The 20294-nt window shown below is 73.2% G+C and carries 17 protein-coding genes; 16 read left to right on the forward strand and 1 reads right to left on the reverse strand.

From position 1 onward, the window contains the following. Positions 1-4 precede the first annotated feature (4 nt). From GGQ69_RS03720 to rsmD, 3 genes are read left to right on the forward strand one after another with little or no spacing between them, the layout of a single operon-like run. Positions 5-1000: a DAK2 domain-containing protein gene (locus tag GGQ69_RS03720; protein ID WP_183524780.1), complete on the forward strand. Its 996-nt coding sequence runs from the start codon at positions 5-7 to the stop codon at positions 998-1000. After that, positions 997-3216 carry an ATP-dependent DNA helicase RecG gene (locus tag GGQ69_RS03725; protein WP_183524782.1) on the forward strand — a complete coding sequence of 740 codons (2220 nt, stop codon included), beginning with the start codon at positions 997-999 and terminating at the stop codon, positions 3214-3216. The genes GGQ69_RS03720 and GGQ69_RS03725 overlap by 4 nt, the downstream gene beginning before the upstream one ends. A 9-nt stretch (positions 3217-3225) precedes the next feature. Then, complete coding sequence (gene rsmD, locus GGQ69_RS03730; protein ID WP_183524784.1) at positions 3226-3855, forward strand: 16S rRNA (guanine(966)-N(2))-methyltransferase RsmD; 630 nt, start codon at positions 3226-3228, stop codon at positions 3853-3855. Here rsmD and GGQ69_RS03735 read toward each other — a convergent pair. After that, positions 3844-5190, reverse strand: coding sequence for an aminotransferase class I/II-fold pyridoxal phosphate-dependent enzyme (locus GGQ69_RS03735; RefSeq protein WP_183524787.1), 1347 nt, complete (start codon positions 5188-5190; stop codon positions 3844-3846). The two genes, rsmD and GGQ69_RS03735, sit on opposite strands and share 12 nt — an antisense overlap. Before the next feature lie 24 nt (positions 5191-5214). Between GGQ69_RS03735 and coaD the strand changes: the two genes are divergently transcribed. The 13 genes from coaD (at position 5215) to GGQ69_RS03800 (ending at position 20292) form a co-directional block, all read left to right on the forward strand. After that, complete coding sequence (coaD, locus tag GGQ69_RS03740; protein ID WP_183524790.1) at positions 5215-5685, forward strand: pantetheine-phosphate adenylyltransferase; 471 nt, start codon at positions 5215-5217, stop codon at positions 5683-5685. Positions 5686-5786: 101 nt separating this feature from the next. Then, entirely contained in the window at positions 5787-6698 is a 912-nt protein-coding gene (galU, locus tag GGQ69_RS03745; RefSeq protein ID WP_183524793.1) for a UTP--glucose-1-phosphate uridylyltransferase GalU, read from the forward strand. Between the two features lie 204 nt (positions 6699-6902). Beyond that, positions 6903-7502, forward strand: coding sequence for a DUF177 domain-containing protein (locus tag GGQ69_RS03750; RefSeq protein ID WP_183524796.1), 600 nt, complete (start codon positions 6903-6905; stop codon positions 7500-7502). Between the two features lie 2 nt (positions 7503-7504). Beyond that, entirely contained in the window at positions 7505-7708 is a 204-nt protein-coding gene (gene rpmF / locus GGQ69_RS03755) for a 50S ribosomal protein L32 (protein WP_029139287.1), read from the forward strand. Positions 7709-7714: 6 nt separating this feature from the next. Beyond that, the gene (gene rnc, locus GGQ69_RS03760) at positions 7715-8479 is read left to right on the forward strand and encodes a ribonuclease III (RefSeq protein ID WP_183524799.1); all 765 of its coding nucleotides are present in this window, start codon (positions 7715-7717) and stop codon (positions 8477-8479) included. Further along, complete coding sequence (gene mutM / locus GGQ69_RS03765; RefSeq protein ID WP_183524802.1) at positions 8472-9401, forward strand: bifunctional DNA-formamidopyrimidine glycosylase/DNA-(apurinic or apyrimidinic site) lyase; 930 nt, start codon at positions 8472-8474, stop codon at positions 9399-9401. Before rnc ends, mutM begins: the two co-directional genes overlap by 8 nt. A gap of 66 nt (positions 9402-9467) precedes the next feature. Next, complete coding sequence (locus tag GGQ69_RS03770; RefSeq protein ID WP_183524805.1) at positions 9468-10727, forward strand: LCP family protein; 1260 nt, start codon at positions 9468-9470, stop codon at positions 10725-10727. 3 nt (positions 10728-10730) lie between these two features. Continuing rightward, complete coding sequence (locus tag GGQ69_RS03775) at positions 10731-11954, forward strand: glycosyltransferase family 4 protein (RefSeq protein ID WP_183524808.1); 1224 nt, start codon at positions 10731-10733, stop codon at positions 11952-11954. A 109-nt stretch (positions 11955-12063) separates the two neighbouring features. Beyond that, positions 12064-13314 carry a UDP-N-acetyl-D-mannosamine dehydrogenase gene (wecC, locus tag GGQ69_RS03780; RefSeq protein ID WP_183524811.1) on the forward strand — a complete coding sequence of 417 codons (1251 nt, stop codon included), beginning with the start codon at positions 12064-12066 and terminating at the stop codon, positions 13312-13314. Then, complete coding sequence (locus tag GGQ69_RS03785) at positions 13311-15077, forward strand: glycosyltransferase family 4 protein (RefSeq protein WP_298045202.1); 1767 nt, start codon at positions 13311-13313, stop codon at positions 15075-15077. The genes wecC and GGQ69_RS03785 overlap by 4 nt, the downstream gene beginning before the upstream one ends. Before the next feature lie 71 nt (positions 15078-15148). Next, on the forward strand, positions 15149-17110 hold the full coding sequence (locus GGQ69_RS03790; protein ID WP_183524814.1) for a glycosyltransferase family 4 protein: 1962 nt from the start codon (positions 15149-15151) through the stop codon (positions 17108-17110). Positions 17111-17121: 11 nt separating this feature from the next. Further along, positions 17122-18330 (forward strand): glycosyltransferase, encoded by a 1209-nt coding sequence (locus GGQ69_RS03795; RefSeq protein WP_183524817.1) that lies wholly within the window; start codon positions 17122-17124, stop codon positions 18328-18330. Positions 18331-18471: 141 nt separating this feature from the next. Beyond that, the gene (locus GGQ69_RS03800) at positions 18472-20292 is read left to right on the forward strand and encodes a glycosyltransferase family 4 protein (RefSeq protein WP_183524819.1); all 1821 of its coding nucleotides are present in this window, start codon (positions 18472-18474) and stop codon (positions 20290-20292) included. Positions 20293-20294: the final 2 nt, after the last annotated feature.

The raw sequence follows: 20294 nt of genomic DNA on the forward strand, positions 1-20294 counted from the left end.
CGGCATGACGGAGGAGGCACAGTCCCCCCGGGCCACCTCCCGGGTGCACCGGTGGCTCGCCCTGTCGGAGACCGCCCTGGGCAACGCCTCGGACCGGATGGACGCCATCAACATCTTCCCGGTCCCGGACGGGGACACCGGCACCAACCTCTACGGGACGGTCCGTGCCGCGCGGGCAGCCCTCGAGGACCGGTCCGCGGACGACGTCGGGGAGGCGCTGTCCATCGCCGGACGCGCGGCCCTGGACCAGGCCCGGGGCAACTCGGGCACCCTGCTGGCCGTCATGCTCATCGGCATGTCCGAACCGCTGACCGGTCATGAGCGGATGACCGCGCCCTCCCTCGCCGTGGCGCTGGACCGCGCCCGGGCCAGCGCCTGGGCCGCCCTGTCCGACCCCCAGGAGGGCACCATGCTGACGGTGCTCGCCACGGCCTCCCGGGCGGCCTCCGAGTACGTCTCCCGGCACGCCGACCTGCCCGACGACCAGCTCCGGGGCCGCAAGGAACTCGGCAACGCCCTGGACGCGGTGGTGGACGCCGCGTGGCAGGCCGTGGTGAACACCGAGGGCCAGTTGCCCGCACTGGCCGAGGCCCATGTGGTGGACGCCGGCGGCCTGGGGCTGCTGCTGGTGCTGGACTCACTGCGGGCCACCGTCCTGGGCACCGGCATCGACCCCGGACTGCTGGATGGCCTGCACGGATTCTCCGCGGGGGACCCGCACATCCACCAGGGCAGGGAGTCGCCGGTCGGCTACGAACTGATGTGCAGCATCTCCCTGGACCCGCTGACCGCCGCGACGCTGCGCTTCGAGCTCAACGAGGTGGGTGACTCCGTGATCATGAGCCCGGTGGACGCCCCGGCCGACGGCGAGGGGCCCGTCCGCTGGCGACTGCACGTGCACGTGGACGACCACGCCTCCGCCGAGGCGCTGGTCCGCAAGGCCGGCACCCCGGAGAACCTGGTCGTCACCCCGCTGCAGGATCCGGGGCAGTCCGGGTGAGCCCCGACCCGCTCGACCAGCCGCTGGAACGGCTCCTGGGCGGCAAGACCGCTCAGCGCCTGGAGCGGGAGCTGGGCCTGCGGACGGCCCGGGATCTCCTGGAGCACTTCCCGCGCCGCTGGATCGAGCGCGGGGAGATGACCGCCATCGCCTCCCTGCCCGTGGGCGAGCAGGTCACGGTGGTCGCCCGGGTGGTGTCCGCCAGCAGGCGTCCGATGCACTCCCGGCGCGGCTTCATCGTGGACGTCACCGTGACGGACGACGACACCTCACGTCCGGCCAGCCTCGACATGGCCTTCTTCAACGGCTACGACGCCCAGCGCCGCCTCAAGCCCGGGCTGCGCGCGATGTTCCACGGCAAGACGGCCCTCTACCGCGGTGAGCTGACCCTGAACAACCCGGACTTCTCGGTGCTGGACGACTCCGAGCAACCGGACCGGGAGGACCTCGCCCCGGTTCCCCTGTACCCGGCCACCGCGAAGGTCCCCAGCTGGGTGCTGCGCAGTTCCGTGTCCACCGTGCTGGACGCCCTGGACTGGGCCGGCGTCGAGGATCCCGTGCCGGCCGCCCTGCTTGAGGACGCCGCGGACGACGGCGTCCCCCTGCCGTCCCTGGCCCAGGCGTACCGGGACATCCACCGGCCCGTGGAGGTGCGCGACGCCCACCGGGCGCGCCGCCGGTTCGCCCTGCACGAGGCGCTCGTGCTGCAGGGTGCACTGGCCGTGCGCCGGCACGCCAGCGCCGCCCACCGGGCGGTGGCCCGGCCCGCGGTCGAGGAGGGCCTGCGGTCCGCGCTGGACCGACGCCTGCCGTTCACCCTGACCGCCGGCCAGGTCTCCGCCGGCCAGGTGCTGTCCGCGGACCTGTCCCGCGACCATCCCATGAGCCGGCTGCTGCAGGGCGAGGTCGGCTCCGGCAAGACGCTCGTGGCGCTGCGTGCCATGCTCCAGGTGGTCGACGCCGGCGGCCAGGCCGCGCTGGTGGCCCCGACCGAGGTGCTGGCCGTCCAGCACCACCGCTCGCTGGTGTCCGTCCTCGGCCCCCTGGGGCGGGCCGGCCGGCTCGACGCACCGGACGGACCCGCCACCGAGGTGGTGCTGCTGACCGGCTCCATGCCCGCCGCCGCCCGCCGCGAGGCCCTGCTGAAGATCGCCTCCGGCCAGGCGGGGCTGGTGGTGGGCACCCACGCGCTGTTCTCCGGCACCGTCCAGTTCGCCGACCTGGGGCTGGCCGTGGTGGACGAGCAGCACCGCTTCGGCGTGGACCAGCGCGAGGCGTTGCGCCGGGCGAACCCCGGAACCCACCTGCTGGTCATGAGCGCCACCCCGATCCCGCGGTCCGTGGCCATGACGGTGTTCGGTGACCTCGACCTGACCGTGCTCCCGGGGCTGCCCTCGGGACGGCAGCCGGTGGCCACCCACGTCGCCCGCATGGCCCACGGCCCGCGGATCATCGCCCGGGTGTGGGAGGTGATCGCCGAGCAGGTGGCCGCCGGCCACCAGGCCTTCGTGGTCTGTCCCAAGATCGACCCGACCGACGCCGGCGCGGCCGACGAGGCAGACGGGGACGGCGGCGCGGCCGCGTCCCGCGACCGTCGTCACGACGCCGCGGTGGAGGACATGGTGCCCCGGCTGCGGGAGCTGCCCGCGCTGCGGGGTGCACGGATCGCCGGTCTCCACGGGCGGCAGGACCAGCAGGCGCAGGCAGAGGCCATGGGCCGGTTCGTGGCGGGTGAGGTCGACGTGCTCGTGGCCACCACCGTGATCGAGGTGGGCGTGGACGTGCCCAACGCCACCGTGATGGCCATCCTGGACGCCGACGCGTTCGGCCTGTCCACCCTCCACCAGTTGCGTGGCCGGGTGGGGCGGGGCACCGCCCCGTCCATCTGCCTGCTGGCGACCCGCCTGCCGGACGGTCACCCGGCGGTGGAACGCCTCGAGGTGGTCGCCGGCACCCAGGACGGGCTGGAGATCGCCCGGGCCGACGTGATGCAGCGGGGGGAGGGCGACATCCTCGGTGCGGCCCAGCACGGGGGGAGCCGGCTGAAGGTGCTCAAGGTGCTGCGTCACGCCGACCTGATCGACCTCGCCGCAGGCTGGATCGAGGACCACCAGGGCCCCGACGGGACGCTGGAGGGCCACCCGGCGCTGGCCGCGGCCGTTGCCGCCTGGGAGGCCGGGCACGTCGGAAGCGGCGACTACCTGGAGAAGGGCTGAGGGACGCATATGCCCAGGATCATCGCCGGCCAGGCCGGTGGACTGCAGTTGTCATCGGTGCCGGGGGACGGGACCCGGCCGACCACCGACCGCACGCGGGAGGCGCTGTTCTCGTGGCTCGCGGCGCGCGGCTGGCTGGAGGAGACGGCCGTGGTGGACCTGTTCGCCGGCTCGGGGGCGCTCGGTGGCGAGGCCGCCTCCCGCGGGGCCGCACGGGTCCTGCTGGTGGAGCGGGACCGCCGGGCCGCCGGGGTGTGCCGGAAGAACGCCGCGGCCGTGAACCACCGGCTGGGCCGTGACGTGGTCCAGGTGGCCGTCGGGGCCGTCGACCAGGTCCTGTCCGGGCCTGCCGGTGCCGGGCCCTGGGACCTGGTGCTGGCCGATCCGCCGTACCCGCTGGAGGGGCCGGCGCTGACCGCGACCCTGGAGCGGATCGCGGCGGTGATGGCCCCCGGGGGCCTGCTGGTGCTCGAGCGATCCGTCCGGTCCGTCGAGCCCGAGTGGCCCGCGGGGATCGAGGTGCTCGAGGCACGGACCTACGGGGAGACGGTGCTGTACTACTGTCTCGGCCCGGACGATACGGCGTCCGGCGACCCCGACGCTGGCGCCGGGGACGGCGCGGGGCACTCAGCCGGCTGAGACCGCCGGCAGCGCCGCGAGCCGGCGCACCGCGTCCTCGATGGTGTCCATCGGCTTGCAGAACGCCCAGCGCATCCAGGACCGCAAGCGGCGCGCACCGTCTCCGTCGCCGTCGTCGGGACCACCGGCGGTGCCCTCCGGGCCACCGGTCCCGGGGCCGGGTGTGCACAGCGCACTCACCGGGATGCCCACGACGCCGGCCCGGGCGGCGAGCGCCTCGGTGGCCGCCGCAGCATCGTCCAGGCCCACGGCGGACAGGTCGGTCACCGTGAAGTAGCCCGCGGCGGGCACGACCGGATCGAGGCCTGCCGCCCCCAGCCCGGCGAGCAGCCGGTCGCGGGAGGCACGCAAGCGGTCCCGCTGGCCGGCGAGGAAGACGTCGCCGTCGGCCAGGGCCCCGGCGATGGCCGACTGGTAGGCCGGGCCCGTGGAGTAGGTGAGGAACTGCTTGACCGCCCGCACGGCCGCCACCAGTTCGGCCGGCCCGGTCACCCAGCCCACCTTCCACCCGGTCAGCGAGAAGCTCTTGCCGGCCGAGGACACGGTCAGGGTCCGCTCCCACGCCCCGGGGACGGCCGAGACGGGGTGGTGCCGGCCGTCGTACACCAGGTGCTCGTAGACCTCATCGGACAGGATCAGGACCCCGTGCCGGGCACAGACCTCGACGAGCCGGCCGAGCAGCACCGGGTCCGGGACCACACCCGTGGGATTGTGGGGGGTGTTGAGGACCACCACACGGGTGTCCGGGCCGAGGGCGCGTTCCAGGGCCTCCGGCTCCGGCAGGAAGTGCGGGGGCCGCAGCGGGACGGCCGTGAACCGGGCACCGGCCAGCGCCGTCATGGCCGCGTAGGAGTCGTAGTACGGCTCGAAGGCCACCACCCCGTCGCCCGGGCCGACGAGGGCCAGCAGGGCGGCCGCGATGCCCTCGGTGGCTCCCGTGGTCACCAGGACCTGCCGGTCCGGGTCCAGTTCCAGGCCGTAGTGGCGCCGCTGGTGGGCGCTGACCGCCTGCCGCAGGACGGGCAGGCCCAACCCCGGGGCGTACTGGTTGGCCCGGTCCGCGCCGGTGCGGATCGCCTCGGCGGCACGGTCGCGGATCCATGCCGGCCCGTCCTCGTCCGGGGAGCCCTGGCCGAGGTTCACGGCCCCGTGCCGGGTGGCCAGTGCGGTCATGGCCTCGAAGACGGTGGGCGTGGGGACGCCTCCGGCCAGCAGCCCCGCCGCCGCGGCGGTGCGCCGCCAGGGCTCGGGGCGTCCGTCCCGGGTCGTGGACGGGTGCCGCGTGGGCCCCGTGTCGTCGGGTTGCGGGCCTCGGGCGGGCGCTGTGGTTCCCATGGTGCTCCATAGTATGTTCGGTGCATGCGTCGCGCCGTCTGCCCAGGATCCTTCGACCCCCTGCACAACGGGCACGTGGAGGTGATCGCGCGCGCCAGCAACCTCTTCGACGAGGTCATCGTGGCGGTGTCCACCAACTACGCCAAGAGCCACCGCTTCGACCCGGAGACCCGCATCGAGATGATCCGGGAGACCGTCTCGTCCCTGCAGGGGATCTCCGTGGTGCCGATGGGGGAGGGGCTGCTGGCGGAGTTCTGCCGCAAGGCCGGGGCCAATGCCATCATCAAGGGCCTGCGCAACACCACGGACCTGAACTACGAGATGCCGATGGCCGCGATGAACCGCCACCTGACCGGTGTGGAGACCGTGTTCCTGCCCTCGGACGGGCGCTACGCCCACCTGTCCTCCTCCCTCATCAAGGAGGTCGGCCAGCTCGGCGGTGACATCTCCGAGTTCGTCCCCCGGGCCGTGATGCGCCGGCTGGCCGAGCCCTGAGGCGCCGGCGGCCCTGACGGCCCCGGCGGCCGGACGCCCCCGGCGGTCATCCGGCGCCATCCGTCACCGTGCCGGTCACCTGGCCGGGTTATCCTGCCCCCATGACTTCCCGTTCCAAGAATCCCCGCACCCACAAGGCCGTCATCCCGGCCGCCGGCCTGGGCACCCGTTTCCTGCCGGCCACCAAGGCGATGCCCAAGGAGATGCTCCCGGTGGTGGACAAGCCCGCCATCCAGTACGTGATCTCCGAGGCGCGGGCGGCGGGCCTGGACGACGTGCTGATGGTCACGGGCCGGTCCAAGCGGGCGCTGGAGGACCACTTCGACCGGGTACCCGCCCTGGAGCGCACCCTGGAGCTCAAGGGGGACTTCTCCAAGCTGGACAAGATCCAGGAGGCCACCAACCTCGGGGACATCCACTTCATCCGCCAGGTCGATCCCAAGGGCCTGGGCCACGCCGTGCTGTGCGCCGCCCAGCACGTGGGCGAGGAGCCGTTCGCGGTGCTGCTCGGCGACGACCTCATCGACGAGAACGACAACCTGCTCCAGCGGATGATCGACGTCCAGCAGGCCAAGGGCGGTTCCGTCATCGCCCTGATGGAGGTCCCGCGCGAGAACATCTCGGCCTACGGGGTCGCCGAGGTCACCGCCGTGGAGGGCGGACCGGAGGACGTGGTGAAGGTGACCGGGCTGGTGGAGAAGCCCTCCGCGGAGGACGCCCCGTCCAACCTGGCCGTCATCGGCCGCTACGTCCTGGACCCGGTGGTGTTCCAGATCCTGCGGCGCACCGGCCCCGGCCGGGGCAACGAGATCCAGCTCACCGACGCCCTCCAGGTGCTCGCCGAGGGCACCGGGGAGGGCTTCGGGGTCCACGCCGTGGTGTTCCGCGGCAAGCGCTACGACACCGGGGACAAGCTCAGCTACCTCAAGGCCGTCATCGAGCTGGCCAGCGCCCGCGAGGACCTGGGACCCGAACTGCGCCCCTGGCTCAAGGACTTCGCCGCGTCCATCTGACCCGCTCCCGGGCACCTCAGCCGTCCCCGCGCCGCGGACGCCCGGTCCCCGCCCGCGTCCTCGCGGGCGGGGACCGGTACGCCATTTGGACCGATGGGGCCGAACCGCTAGACTGGTGAGCCGGTCCTGCGGGTTCTTCCCTGCCCGGATTCCTCGTTGGGGGGATCCGAACCGTCGTCTACTGTCCATCCGGAAGGAATGCTGATGTCCGCGTCATCGTCCCCGGCTGCCAGCGGCGCGTGGGTGGTATCCGTCAAGGACCTGGTACGCAGCCCGGGGTCCATGAGGACCCTGGAGGAGCAGTGGCCGGCCCCCGGGGCATTGTCCACTCCGCTCATCGGCATCCCGGAGCATGCTCCCGTGGACGTCGAGCTGCGTCTGGAATCGGTCCACGAAGGCATTCTGGTCACCGGCGAGGCGCATGCCGAGCTGGTGGGCGAGTGCAGTCGTTGCCTCGACCCGATCCGGGACGGGATCACCGTTGACCTGCAGGAGCTGTTCCTCACTGCCGCCCCCGAGGGTGACAGCGACGAAGAGCGCCTGGTGGTCCACGAGACCGTGGACCTGGAACCCGTCCTCCGGGACGCCGTGGTGACGGCCCTGCCGTTCCAGCCGGTGTGCCGGGACGAGTGCCAGGGCCTGTGCCCCGACTGCGGCATCCGACTGGATGACGCGCCCGCGGACCACGCCCACGAACAGCTGGATCCGCGCTGGGCGGCGCTGGCTGCACTGACCAACCCAGCCGAGGCCGGCACCGCCGGTCCGGACCAGAAGACCTCATCCGACGAGACAGAAGAGAGATAGCCGTGGCAGTTCCGAAGCGGAAGATGTCCCGTTCCAACACCCGTGCCCGCCGCTCCCAGTGGAAGGCCACCGTGCCCCCGCTGGTGAAGTCCGTGGAGAACGGTCGCGTCACCTACCGCCTGCCGCACCAGGCCCAGGTCGTGACCGACTCCGCAGGTACGCCGTTGTTCCTGGAATACAAGGGCCGCAAGGTCGCCGACGCCTGAGTGCCCATGGCACCCAGTTCGTCCGGTGAGCACCGGCCGGCCGTGACCGGCCGGGCGACAACTGAAGACCTTCTCGAGCGTCTCGGGGTCGATATCGACCCCGGGACGCTCGCTCTTGCCCTGACACACCGGTCCTACGCCTACGAGCACGGCGGGCTGCCCACCAACGAGCGCCTCGAGTTCCTGGGCGACTCCGTGCTCGGCTTCGTCGTCACGGACCACCTGTACCGCACCCACCCCGACCTGGCCGAGGGCGACCTGGCCAAGATGCGGGCCGCCGTCGTGTCCACCCGGGCCCTGGCGTCCGTGGCCCGGTCCATCGGCGTCGGCCCGTCCATCCTGCTCGGCGAGGGGGAGAAGCGCACCCGCGGCCGGGACAAGGACTCCATCCTCGCCGACACCCTGGAGGCGCTGATCGGCGCCGCCTACGTGGACCTCGGCCTGGAGGCCGCGCACGGGCTGGTGCACCGCTTCGTGCTGCCGCTGCTCGACGACGCCTCGGCCATGGGTGCCGGGACGGACTGGAAGACCTTCATCCAGGAGGCCGCCGCCGGCGGGAACCTGGGGGCCATCGAATACCGCATGGAGTCCACCGGTCCGGACCATGACAAGGTCTTCACCGCCACCCTCGTGATCGGCGGCGTCGACTACGCCTCGGCCTCCGGCGGATCCAAGAAGGAGGCCGAACGACTGGCCGCCGCCAACGCCTGGGAGCGGGTGTCCGCCGCGGCACAGGCCCGCAGCGCACCACCGGCGGGTGCCGGTGCCTGAACTGCCCGAGGTCGAGGTCGTCCGCCGGGGACTGGAACGCTGGGCCGCCGGCCGGCCGGTCTCGGCCGTGGAGGTGCTCGACGCCCGGTCCACCCGCCGCCACGACGCCGGCCCGGCCGACTTCGCCGAGCGGCTCACCGGGGCGCGGCTGGCGGTGCCCGAGCGGCGCGGCAAGTACCTCTGGATCCCCCTGGCGGACCGCGGACCGGACGCGCAGGCCCTGGTCGCCCACCTGGGCATGAGCGGACAGCTGCTGGTCAGCGAGCCCGGCGACCCCGAACCGCGGCACCTGCGCATCAGGCTCCTGCTCGAGCCCGCCGAGGACGCGGGAGACGGTGAGGACCGCTCCCGTGAGCTGCGCTTCGTGGACCAGCGGATCTTCGGCGGACTGTTCCTGGACCCCCTCGTCGAGGCGGCCGACCGCCCCGGACAGCTGCTGCCGGCCTCCGTGGCCCACATCGGCCGCGACCCGATGGACCCGGTCTTCGACCCGGAGGCGGTGCATCGCCGGCTGCGGCTGCGCAGGACCGGGCTCAAGCGCGCCATGCTGGACCAGACACTCGTCTCGGGCATCGGCAACATCTACGCGGACGAGGCGCTGTGGCGGGCCCGGTTGCACTACGCCCGCCCCACCGAGACCCTGAACCGCACCGAGTCGTCGCGGTTGTTCGAGGCCGTGCGCGAGGTCATGGCGGAGGCACTGTCCCAGGGCGGGACCAGTTTCGACTCGCTCTACGTCAACGTCAACGGGGACTCCGGCTACTTCGACCGCTCCCTCGACGTCTACGGGCGGGCCGGGCAGCCCTGCCGCCGCTGTGCCCGGCAAGGACGCGAGTCGACCATCGTCCGGGACCGGTTCATGAACCGGTCCTCCGCATACTGTCCCCGCTGCCAACCGGTGCCGCGACGGGCCCGCTGGTAGTCACGCCGTCGTCCCGCGCGGGCGCTAGCATGGGACGGATCCTCTTGTAGTCGTTAGGAAACCCCTGTGTCCTCACCCGACCCCGGTCAGTACGCGCCCCGACGCGAGGTGCGCAAGCCCACCCGGCGGCGCCACACCGTCCGCAACGCGCTCCTGGTGGCCGCTGCCCTCGTGCTGGTCGTGCTCGTCGTCGTGGGCATCTACGTCGCCTCGATCGCCACGGCCTTCAACGACAAGCGCCAGACCGTGGATGCGGGCATCGCCACCCAGGCCGCGGTCGACGACGGCGCCCTCAACGTGCTGCTGCTCGGGTCTGACTCCCGCGGCGAGGGCATGGACACGGCGGAGAACAAGGGGGAGGACGGGGAGCGCTCGGACACCATGATGCTCGTCCACGTCCCGGAGGACCGCCAGGACGTCTACGTCATGTCCCTCGTGCGCGACCTCTGGGTCGAGATCCCCGGCGAGGGAGAGCGCAAGATCAACGCGGCGCTGGGCCTGGGCGGCTACCCGCTGGTGACCGCGACCGTGGAGAACCTCGTGGGCGTGAACGTCGACCACCTGGCCGTGATCGACTTCGAGGGCTTCAACGGGCTGACCGAGGCCGTGGGAGGCGTCCAGGTCTGCAACCCCAACACCTTCTCCTCCGGGCAGATCAATCCCTCGTACTTCCCGCAGGGGGAGATCCTGCTGCAGGGGGCGGACGCGTTGCGCTACGTGCGCGAGCGCAAGGCCTTCATGGGCGGTGACTTCGAGCGCGTGGCCAACCAGCAGCGGTTCGTCTCGGCCATGGTGGACCAGGTCCTCACCGTGGACACGCTGGCCAACCCCCAGAAACTCACGGACGTGATCAACGCCATCGTGCCGTTCATCACCGTGGACGAGGGCCTCGACGCCGCCACGATCGCCGGCTACGGACTCCAGCTCAACGGGATCCGCTCCAGGGACATCCACACGTTCACCGTGCCGCACGGGTCCCCGACCGAGGGCCCGGGCGGTGCCTCGATCGTGGAACAGGACGAGGAGGCCATGGCCGAGTTGCGCCGTGCCCTGCAGGACGACCAGCTGGACGAGTACCTGTCCGGCGGAACCGAGGAGGGCCAGGACGGCCCGGACGGCGGCGCGACGCCGTCCGGCAAGGCCACCTCCCCGGCGCCGTCCGCCGAACCGTCCTCCGCTCCCGCGACGACCGGGACGGACGAACCCGGCGCCACCGGCGGTCCGGGCACCTCGGACGCGCCGACCCCCGGGGACGGCGGCACGGGGACCCCGGGCGGGACCTCTGCCGAGCCGGTCGTCCCGGTCAACCCCTGCGTGGGGTCCTGACCCGTGCGCGTCCAGCTCATCACGCACTCCTACCTGCCCGAACGCACCCCGCCCGAGCGGCGATGGACCGCCTTCGTCGAGGCCTTCCGCCAGGAGGGCTGGGACGTCGACGTGGTGGCCCCGCCGGCCGACCCCGCGCAGGTGCCGGGCGGGACCACCGCCGTCGACGCCCGTCGGCGCCGGGGACCGCACGGCGAACGGATCCTGCGGACCCTGCGGCTTCCCGCCCTGGCCGGCAGCCGCGACGGCCGGTTCCTGGGCCACATCGTCCACGCCCTGGCCGCCGTTCCGGTGGCCCTGCGCGCCGACCGGCCGGACGTGCTGGTGATCACCGTGCCCGCCCTGCCGACCGTCGTCGCGGGGTGGACCCTCTCCCGGTTGCGCCGGGTGCCGCTGATCGTGGAGATGCGGGACGCGTGGCCGGACCTGGCCCGGGAGTCCGGGGTCTCCGCGGGGGCCCTGAGCCGGATCATGGAGTCCCTCGTCACCGGCACCCAGCGGGCGGCCGACCTCGTGGTGACCGTGACCGAGGGCTTCGCCGAGCGCCTGGTGGAGCGGGGCATCTCCCCGGTGGAGGTGGTCGGCAACGGCGTGCCCCTGCGGCAGCTCCGGTCCGTGCCGGCGCGCGCGCGGGCGGCGGGGGAGCTCAACGTGCTCTACCTGGGCAACCACGGAGAGAGCCAGGGGCTGGAGACCGTCATCCGCGCGGCCGCACTGGTGCGGGACGGTGCGGAGCGGATCACCGTGCGCCTGGTCGGATCGGGGACGCGGCGCGAGGCGCTCGCGGCCCTCAACGACTCGCTGGGCGGACCCGCGCAGATGCTGGAGCCGGTGCACGGGGCCCGGCTGCGCGAACAGTACGAGTGGGCCGACACGTGCCTGGTCGCGTTGCGCCCGGACTGGCCCAGCTTCGAGTGGACGATCCCATCCAAGACCTATGAACTGCTCGCCGTCGGCCGGCACATCACCGGGATGGTCACCGGCGAGGCCGCACGGGTGCTCGAGTCCTCCGGTGCCGCCACTCTCGTGCCCGCGGACGCGGAGGTCCTGGCCGCCTGCTGGCGCCGGCTCGCCGCCGATCCGGTGAGCACCGCCGTCGACGACCGTGGCCGGGACTGGGTGCGCCGGAACGCCGACCTGCCCGAGCTGGGCCGGCGGTTCGTGGGGCTGGCCCGGCAGGCCGTGATGCGCGGGACCGCCGGGGCCAGACCCTATAATCGCCTCTGACCGGATTCGCCAGCGGTCCCCGGCCCCCACGAACAGCGGACACCGTGTCCCACGGTGCGCCCCACGGGGTGGCCTGCCGCCCGGCTCCACCGACTGAAGGACTTCTCACATGACAGACATCTCCAGCGTCGCCGTGATCGGCCTGGGTTACATCGGGTTGCCGACGGCGGCCGTGCTGGCCGGCAATGGGATCCGCGTGTACGGCGTGGACGTGTCCCAGCGCACGGTCGACGCGGTCAACGCCGGCAGTGTCCCGTTCGTGGAGCCGGACCTGGACGGTTACGTGCGCAAGGCGGTCTCCGAGGGCCTGCTCTCGGCCAGCACGCAGACCCCGGCGGCCGATGCCTACATCGTGGCCGTGCCGACCCCGTTCCACGCGGACAAGAGCGCGGACCTGTCCTACATCGAGGCCGCCGGCCGGGGGCTGGCCCCGCAGCTGCGCGGCGGGGAACTGGTCATCCTGGAGTCCACCTCCCCGCCCGGGGCCACCGAGCAGCTGGCCCAGGTGGTCTACGCCGAGCGCCCGGACCTGGCCGGGCAGCGCTCGCTGCAGTTCGCCCACTGCCCGGAGCGGGTGCTGCCGGGCAAGGTGATGACCGAGCTGGTGAGCAACGACCGGATCGTGGGCGGGTCCACCCCGGAGGCGGCCGAGCGCACCAAGGCGCTGTACGAGACGTTCTGCCAGGGTGAGATCCTGCTGACGGACACCCGCACCGCCGAGCTGGCCAAGCTCGTGGAGAACTCGTTCCGGGACGTGAACATCGCCTTCGCCAACGAGCTGTCGATGATCTGCGCCGAGCTGGACATCGACGTGTGGGAGCTCATCGAGCTGGCCAACCGCCATCCGCGGGTGAACATCCTGCAGCCGGGTCCGGGCGTGGGCGGGCACTGCATCGCGGTGGACCCGTGGTTCATCGTCGATGCCGCCCCGGACCAGGCCCGGTTGATCCGCAGCGCCCGGGAGATCAACGACGCCAAGCCCGAGTGGGTGGTGCGCCAGGTCAAGGCCGAGGCCTTCGACGTGCAGAACGCCACCGGCCGGGCCCCGGTGATCGCCGCGCTGGGGCTGGCGTTCAAGCCCAACATCGATGACCTGCGCGAGTCCCCGGCACTGAGCATCACCGCCAGGATGGCCCAGGAGTTCACCGGGTCCACGATCCTGGCGGTGGAACCGCACGTGGACGAGCTGCCGGCCGCCCTGGCCGGGTACGAGAACCTGCGCCTGGCCCAGACGCAGGAGGCCGTTCAGGCCGCCGACATCATCGTGCTGCTCGTGGACCACACGGCCTTCGCCGGGCTCGGCGACCGCGTGGCCGACAAGCGGGTCGTGGACACCCGGGGGCAGTGGCGCAAGCGGTGACGCGAGGAGCCGGTACCCCCTGGCTGGCCAACGCCCGGGCCACCCTGCGCACCGTCCGCGGTGAGGTGTCCCAGGACCCGGTGCAGTTCGCCCTGCAGCTGTCCCGACGCCTGCCGGACTCCGTCACCCGGCCGGTGGCCGGGCTGCTGACGAGGACCGGCACGTTCGCCGGCGGGGCCGTGGCCGCCGTCGGGCACCAGGTGCTCGGGCACGACGACGCCGCGCGCCGCGCCCTGGACGGTGCCGGCGCACCCGGGGCCCGGGGGGCCGCGGTCATGGCGACCGCGGCCCTGGGCTCCGGGGACGCCGCGACCGCCGGGGCCCTGCTGGCGTCCGTCCCCGAGGCCGTCCGGACGGCCCCTTGGCACGCGGCGGCGGCCCGGGTGGCCCTGTACCACGGTGACGTGACGGGTGCCGTCGACCTGGCCCGGCGCCACGGGCGCAACCGCGCCCTGGCCGCCCGGCTGGAGGCGGAACGGCGCGTGCTGGCCGGACACCGCCCCGACCCCGGGCCCGTCCGGGGCGCCCCCGCGGTGCCCGGCCGGGTCCTGCACGTGCTGACGAGTTCCCTGCCGCACACCACCAGCGGCTACGCCCAGCGCAGCCACGGTGTCCTGAGGTCACTGGCCGGTGCCGGCTTCGACGTCCACGCCGTCACCCGCCCCGGGTACCCGGTGGAGGTCGGCATCCCGTGGGCGCGGCGCGAGGACGAGGTGGACGGGGTGCACTACCGCCGGCTGCTGCCGGGCGCGCTGGCCCGGGACGCCGTCGCCCGCCTGGACCAGCACGCCCGGTTGCTCTCGGCGGAGGTCGAACGGTTGCGCCCGGCACTGCTCCACACCACCACGCACTTCACGAACGCCCTCGTCGTCGACGCCGTCGCCCGCGCCCACGGTCTGCCCTGGGTCTACGAGGTCCGCGGCCAGCGGGCGGACAGCTGGGCCGCCACGCGTCCGGCCGGGGCCCTGGACTCCGAGTACTACCGTGAGTTCCGTGCTCGCGAGGACGAGGCGGCCCGGGCCGCCGACGCCGTCGTGACCCTGGGCGAGCAGATGCGGGCCCGGCTGCTCGGTGCGGGCGTGCCCGCGGGATCCATCCGGCTGTGTCCCAACGCCGTCGACGAGGCCTTCGTCCCCGAACCGCCCGGGCGGGCCGAGGCACGTGCGCACCTGGGCCTGGACCCGGACGACGTCCTGGTCGGGACCGTGAGCTCGGTGGTCGACTATGAGGGACTGGACGTGCTCGTGCGGGCCGTGGCCCGGCTCGCCCCGCAGCACCCGCGGCTGCGGCTGCGGGTCGTCGGCGACGGGGTGTCCCTGCCGGCGCTGCGGGTGCTGGCCCGTGACCTGGGCGTGGAGGGCCGCTGCCAGTTCACCGGCCGGGTGCCGCGCTCCGAGGCCCGCTGGAACCACGCCGCCCTCGACGTCTTCGTGGTGCCGCGCCGGGACCTGCCGGTCACCCGGGTCGTCACGCCCATGAAGACGGTGGAGGCCTCGGCCTCCGCCCGGCCCGTGGTGGCCTCCGACCTGCCCGCCCTGGCGGAACTCGTCCAGGACGGGCTCACCGGCCTGCTCGTGCCGCCCGGGGACGATGCGGCCCTGGCCGACGCCCTGTCCGGGCTGCTGGCCGACCCCGGACGACGTCAGCGACTGGGGGAGGCCGGACGTGCATGGGCCCTGCGGACCCGGACCTGGCAGCAGAACGCCGAGGCCTACACCGCCGTCTACGCCGCCCTGGGCGTGGAACCGGGCGAGCGGCCCTGACCCGGACCGCGTCCTCCCGGCGCCCGACACCCGGGACCCGCCGACCCCACCCGCCGACCGAAGGAGCCACCGTGCCGCAGCAGCCGATCGACGAGATGCCGGCCGAGCCGGACCTGCAGACCCAGGTCGAGCTGTTGAGGCAGGAGCTCTACACCCTGCACGACGAACTGACCGAACGCACGTCCGAACGCCTGGCCCTGCGCGGCCGGCTCAGCGCCCTGACCCTGGACGTGCCCGGGGGACTGGCCGGGGCGCTGCGCGGGCGGGCCCGGGAGCTGCGCCGCCGGGGTGTGGGCGTGGTCCGGGACGCCGCCTCCGGCCGGCTGGCCCCGGCGGCCGCCGTGCGCGAGGCCCTGAGGATCGGTTACGACCAGCTCGGCAGCGTGCCGGCCGAGGCCCTGGCGGAACTGGTCCGGTTGCGCCGCCGGGCGCGGGCCCACCGGCACGCGGGGGCCGGCCCCCTGATGGCCCTGGACCCGGCCGAGCTCGAGGGCCCCCGCGCCCGGCTGTGGCTGGACCTGCTGGCCGACCGGTACGGCCAGGACCCGGACTCGACGGCATACGGTGCCTACCTGGACGAACTGCGCCGGCTGGCCAACCGGGCCGGCAGCATCTCCACGTCCCTGGACACCCTGGCGCAGTCCACGCACCGGGCGCCCCGGATGGCCGGCGCACTGGCCGAGGTCAACGGGCGGGCCGCCGAGCTCTCCGGCTGGCTGCCCCGGATCCCCGGCGGGTTCGAGCCCGTGGAACCGGCCGGCCGGCGGGTCGTGCTGCACCTGGTCAAGGAGTCCCGGCCCTACTTCTCCAACGGCTTCACCTCGCGCAGCCACCAGAACTTCAAGGCCGAACAGCAGGCGGGCTGGACGCCCGTGGTCCTGACCGAGCCCGGGTTCCCCCGGTCGGTGGTGGGAGGGGACTTCGACGCCGTGGAGGTCTACGACGGGATCGAGCACCGGCGGCTGGACACCGGCGTGGACTACGCCAAGGTCCCCGCCGACCGCTGGCAGGAGGACTTCGCCTGGCTGGCCTGGCAGCAGGTCCGCAGGATCCGCCCCGACGTCATCCACGTCTCCTCCGGCCGCCGCGGCTTCGAGACCGCCCTGGTGGCCCTGGCCCTGAAGGAGAAGACCGGGATCCCCGTGGTCTACGAGGTGCGGTCCTTCTTCGAGGCGAACTGGACGCCCAACCTGGAAATGGAGGAGTCGGGGGAGATCTTCCGGCGCCGCATGGAGGTCGAGACCCGCTGCATGCAGGCCGCGGACCACGTGCTGACGCTCGGGACCGCGATGCGGGACGAGATCATCTCCCGCGGCGTCGACGCCGCCAAGGTGTCCCTGGTGCCCAACGCCGTGAACCTGGAGAACTTCCGCCCGGGACCGCGCGATGCCGGCCTCGCCGAGCGCTACGGGATCACCATGCCGACCTTCGGCTACGTCTCCAACATGGACCACCGCCGGGAGGGCCAGGAGCTGCTCATCGAGGCCGCGGTGCTGCTGAAGGAGCAGGGGATCGAGGCCCAGTGCGTGCTGGTGGGCGGCGGTGGACGGGTCCAGACCCTGAAGGGGCTCGCCGCCCGGCACGGGATCGAGGACCGGGTGATCTTCACCGGCCCGGTGGACCACACCGAGATCGCGGACCTCTACGGTCTCATCGACGTCTTCGTGGTCCCGCGCATCCGGGAACGCGCCGCCGTCTACGTCACCCCGCTCAAGCCCTTCGAGGCCATGGCCATGCAACGGCCCGTCCTGGTCTCCGACCTCCCGGCCCTCACGGAGATCGTGGCGGCCCCGGAGCGCGGGCGCACGTTCGTCGCCGAGGACGTGCCGTCGCTGGCCCGGGCCGTGGCCGAGCTGCTGGACGACCCCGCCGAGCGCGAACGGCTGGGCCGGGCCGGACGGGCCTGGATCGAGTCCGAGCGCCAGTGGAAGCACAACGGCCCCCGCTACGCGGAGGTCTTCGAGCGGGTCGCCGGGCCCAGCGTGGACCGCGTCCCCGCCGACCAGCCGGCCGACCACCAGGGAACCGACTAAGGAGCACGGCCGTGCAATTGCAGCTACAGGGATTCCGCACCGAGCCAGGGTCCCCCGTCCACGAGGCACTGGCCGCGGTGCGCAACGCCACCGTTGCGGCCGGCGGGGAACGGCCGTGGCTGGTGGCCTACACCCCGGTCGCCCGGATGAACCCCTACCAGGCCCTGACCTACCGCCACTTCGGCGACGAGGGACTGGCCGTGTCCCCGGTACTGGACCCCGAGTCCTTCGAGGCACTGATCCCCCTGATGGACCAGACCCGGGGCATCGTGCTGCACCTGCACTGGCTGAACACGGTGCTGCGCGGCGCGAAGTCCGAGCAGCAGGCAGAGGCGCTGATGGGAACGTACCTCGAGCGCCTGCGCCGGTTCCGGGACGCCGGCGGTCGCCTCGTCTGGACCGTCCACAACCTGGCCCCGCATGATGCCGTCTACCTCAACGTCGAGCGGGCCCTGCAGCAGTCCGTGGCCGACCTGGCGGACATCGTCCACGTCATGAGTGAGGACACCGCCGAGCTGGTGGCCGACTTCCTGGTGCTCGACCCGGCCCGGACCGTGGTGTCTGCCCACCCCAGCTACCTGGGCGCCTACCCGGACGTCGTCCCGCGCGACCAGGCCCGGACCATGCTCGGCCTGCACGAGGACGAGGTCGTCTACGTGGTCTTCGGGGCCATCAAGGCCTACAAGGGCATCGAGACCCTGGTGGCCGGCTTCGACCGGCTGGTGGCCGGCTCGGACGTCCCGCGCCGCCTGGTGATCGCCGGCGGACCTGACCGGGACGCCAGGACGCGCCGGCTGCTGCGGCGGCTGCGCATGCACCCGCACGTGCTGCTGCACGACGTCAAGGTGCCCAACGACCAGGTCCAGTACCTGCTGCGAGCCGCCGACCTCATGGTGCTGCCGCACCAGGTGGCCCTCAACTCCGGTGCCGCCATGCTCGGACCGAGCTTCGACCTGCCCCTCGTGGCCAACCGGGTGGGCGTGCTGCCCGGCACCCTCGATGGATCCTTCACCGAGTTCCTCACCGGTTCCGCGCCGGATGACGTGGCCGCCAGCCTGCAGCGCGCAGACCGCCTGCTGGTCCCCGAGGCGCGGGCGGCCGCCCGCGCCTTCGCCGCGCGGCACCACGCGGAACGCGTCAGCGCCGACCTGGCGCGGCAGGTCCGCGACCGGTTGGGCGCCGGGACCGGGGTTTTCGGCGCCGGGAACCCCGCTCGCTAGAATCGCGTCGAGCCAGACCATCCACCTCGGGAGACCACCATCGAGCACCACATCATCACCGACGAGCACGGCCCGTCGGAGTCCCGGCAGAATCGGCTCCTGCGGGAACAACTGCGCCGGGCCCACGCGGAGCTGACCGAGGTGACCGCCGAGCGCAACGCCCTGACCGCCCTGTGGAAGCACCCGCTCGGGGTGGAGAGCCTGCGCCCGAAGAGGGAGCTGCGGCGCCGGGCCCGGAAGCTGAGGGAACACCTGGTCCGGTTCCGCGGCAGCGTGCGCGCTGGGGAGCTCTCGCTGCCCGCCGCCGGCCGGACACTCGCCCGGATCGGTTACTACAACACCCTGCGCGAACCCGTCGAGTGGGCCCGTGACCTCCGGCAGCTCCGGCGCCTGGCCGCGGCCGGGCCGTCGGTGGCCGGCAACCAGGCCCTGGCGCCCCAGGGGCCCGAGGGCTATGGGGTGGGCCTGCTGTGGCGGGACGTGCTCGGCGAGGACCTCGGCGGGGACCGCGCCTTCGAGCTCGCCTCGCGCAGACTGGCGATCCGCGCGGGCGCGATCACCGAACAGCTCGATGCCACCGCGCGGTTGGCGGGCACCGACCCGGCCTTCCGGCAGAACCTCGCCCAGGTCAACGGCCGGGCCCGCGAACTGTCCGGCTGGTTCCCGAGGATCCCCGGCCCGGTCGACCCCGTGACGCCGGCCGCGGACAACATCGTGCTGCACCTGGTCAAGGAATCCCGGCCGTTCTTCTCCAACGGCTTCACCTCCCGCAGCCACGAGAACTTCAAGGCCGAGAAGGCCGCCGGCCTCGAACCGGTCGTGCTGACCGAACCCGGCTTCCCCCGCAGCGTGGTGGGGGACGCCTTCGCCCCGGTCGAGGACTTCGAGGGCATCGTCCATCACCGGCTGGACACCGGCATCGGCTACGGCACGGTGCCCAGCGACCGCTGGCTCGAGGACTTCGCCTGGCTGGCCTATCGCAAGGTCCGGGAGATCCGCCCGGCCGTCATCCACGTCTCCTCCGGACGCCGCGGTTTCGAGACGGCGCTGGTGGCCCTGGCACTCAAGGCCAAGACCGGGATCCCCGTGGTCTACGAGGTGCGGTCCTTCTTCGAGTCCAACTGGACCTCGGAGACGGAGGTCGAGGACGACTCGGAGATCTTCCGGCGCCGCGTGGCCGTGGAGAACGTGTGCATGCGCGAGGCCGACCACGTGCTGACCCTCGGCACGGCCATGCGGGACGAACTGGTCTCCCGCGGCGTGCCGCCGGAGAGGATCAGCCTGGTGCCCAACGGGGTGAACCTCGAGAACTTCTCCCCGGGCGAGAGGGACGAGGACCTGGCGTCACGGCACGGGATCACGATGCCGACCTTCGGTTACGTGTCCAACATGGACCACTACCGGGAGGGCCAGGAGCTGCTGGTCCGCGCAGCGGCCCTGCTGCAGGAACGGGGCGTCCGGGCCCAGTGCGTCCTGGTGGGCGGGGGAGATCGCGTCACCGAGCTCAAGGGGCTGGCCGCCGCGCTGAAGGTGAGCGACCGGGTGGTCTTCACCGGCCCCGTCCCGCACGAGAGGGTTCCGGACTACTACCGGCTCATCGACGTCTTCGTCGTCCCGCGGGTCCGGGAGCGGGCGGCCACCTACGTGACGCCCCTCAAGCCCTTCGAGGCCATGGTCCTGGAACGGCCCGTGGTCGTCTCGGACCTGCCGGCCCTGGCCGAGATCGTGGACGCCCCGCACCGCGGGCTGCTGTTCGAGCCGGAGGACCACGTCTCCCTGGCCGACGTCGTGCAGGGACTGCTGGCCGACCCGGCCGAGCGCGCCCGGCTCGGCCGCGCGGGCCGGGACTGGGTCGAGGCCGAACGGCAGTGGAAGCACAACGGGCCGCGGTACCGCACCGTGTTCGAGTCCGTCATCACGCGGGCGCGACGTCGCGCCACCGCAACGACCGAAGGAGCATAGGA

Source organism: Micrococcus sp. TA1, from assembly GCF_014199555.1.
Classification (GTDB): Bacteria; Actinomycetota; Actinomycetes; order Actinomycetales; family Micrococcaceae; genus Citricoccus.

What these genes read in the sequence shown, in the direction of transcription:
- GGQ69_RS03750 (WP_183524796.1), top strand. Translation starts at nt 6,903, where the DNA reads ATGTCCGCGTCATCGTCCCCGGCTGCCAGCGGCGCGTGGGTGGTATCC.
- rsmD (WP_183524784.1), top strand. Translation starts at nt 3,226, where the DNA reads ATGCCCAGGATCATCGCCGGCCAGGCCGGTGGACTGCAGTTGTCATCG.
- GGQ69_RS03720 (WP_183524780.1), top strand. Translation starts at nt 5, where the DNA reads ATGACGGAGGAGGCACAGTCCCCCCGGGCCACCTCCCGGGTGCACCGG.
- wecC (WP_183524811.1), top strand. Translation starts at nt 12,064, where the DNA reads ATGACAGACATCTCCAGCGTCGCCGTGATCGGCCTGGGTTACATCGGG.
- galU (WP_183524793.1), top strand. Translation starts at nt 5,787, where the DNA reads ATGACTTCCCGTTCCAAGAATCCCCGCACCCACAAGGCCGTCATCCCG.
- coaD (WP_183524790.1), top strand. Translation starts at nt 5,215, where the DNA reads ATGCGTCGCGCCGTCTGCCCAGGATCCTTCGACCCCCTGCACAACGGG.
- GGQ69_RS03735 (WP_183524787.1), bottom strand. Translation starts at nt 5,190, where the DNA reads ATGGGAACCACAGCGCCCGCCCGAGGCCCGCAACCCGACGACACGGGG.
- rnc (WP_183524799.1), top strand. Translation starts at nt 7,715, where the DNA reads ATGGCACCCAGTTCGTCCGGTGAGCACCGGCCGGCCGTGACCGGCCGG.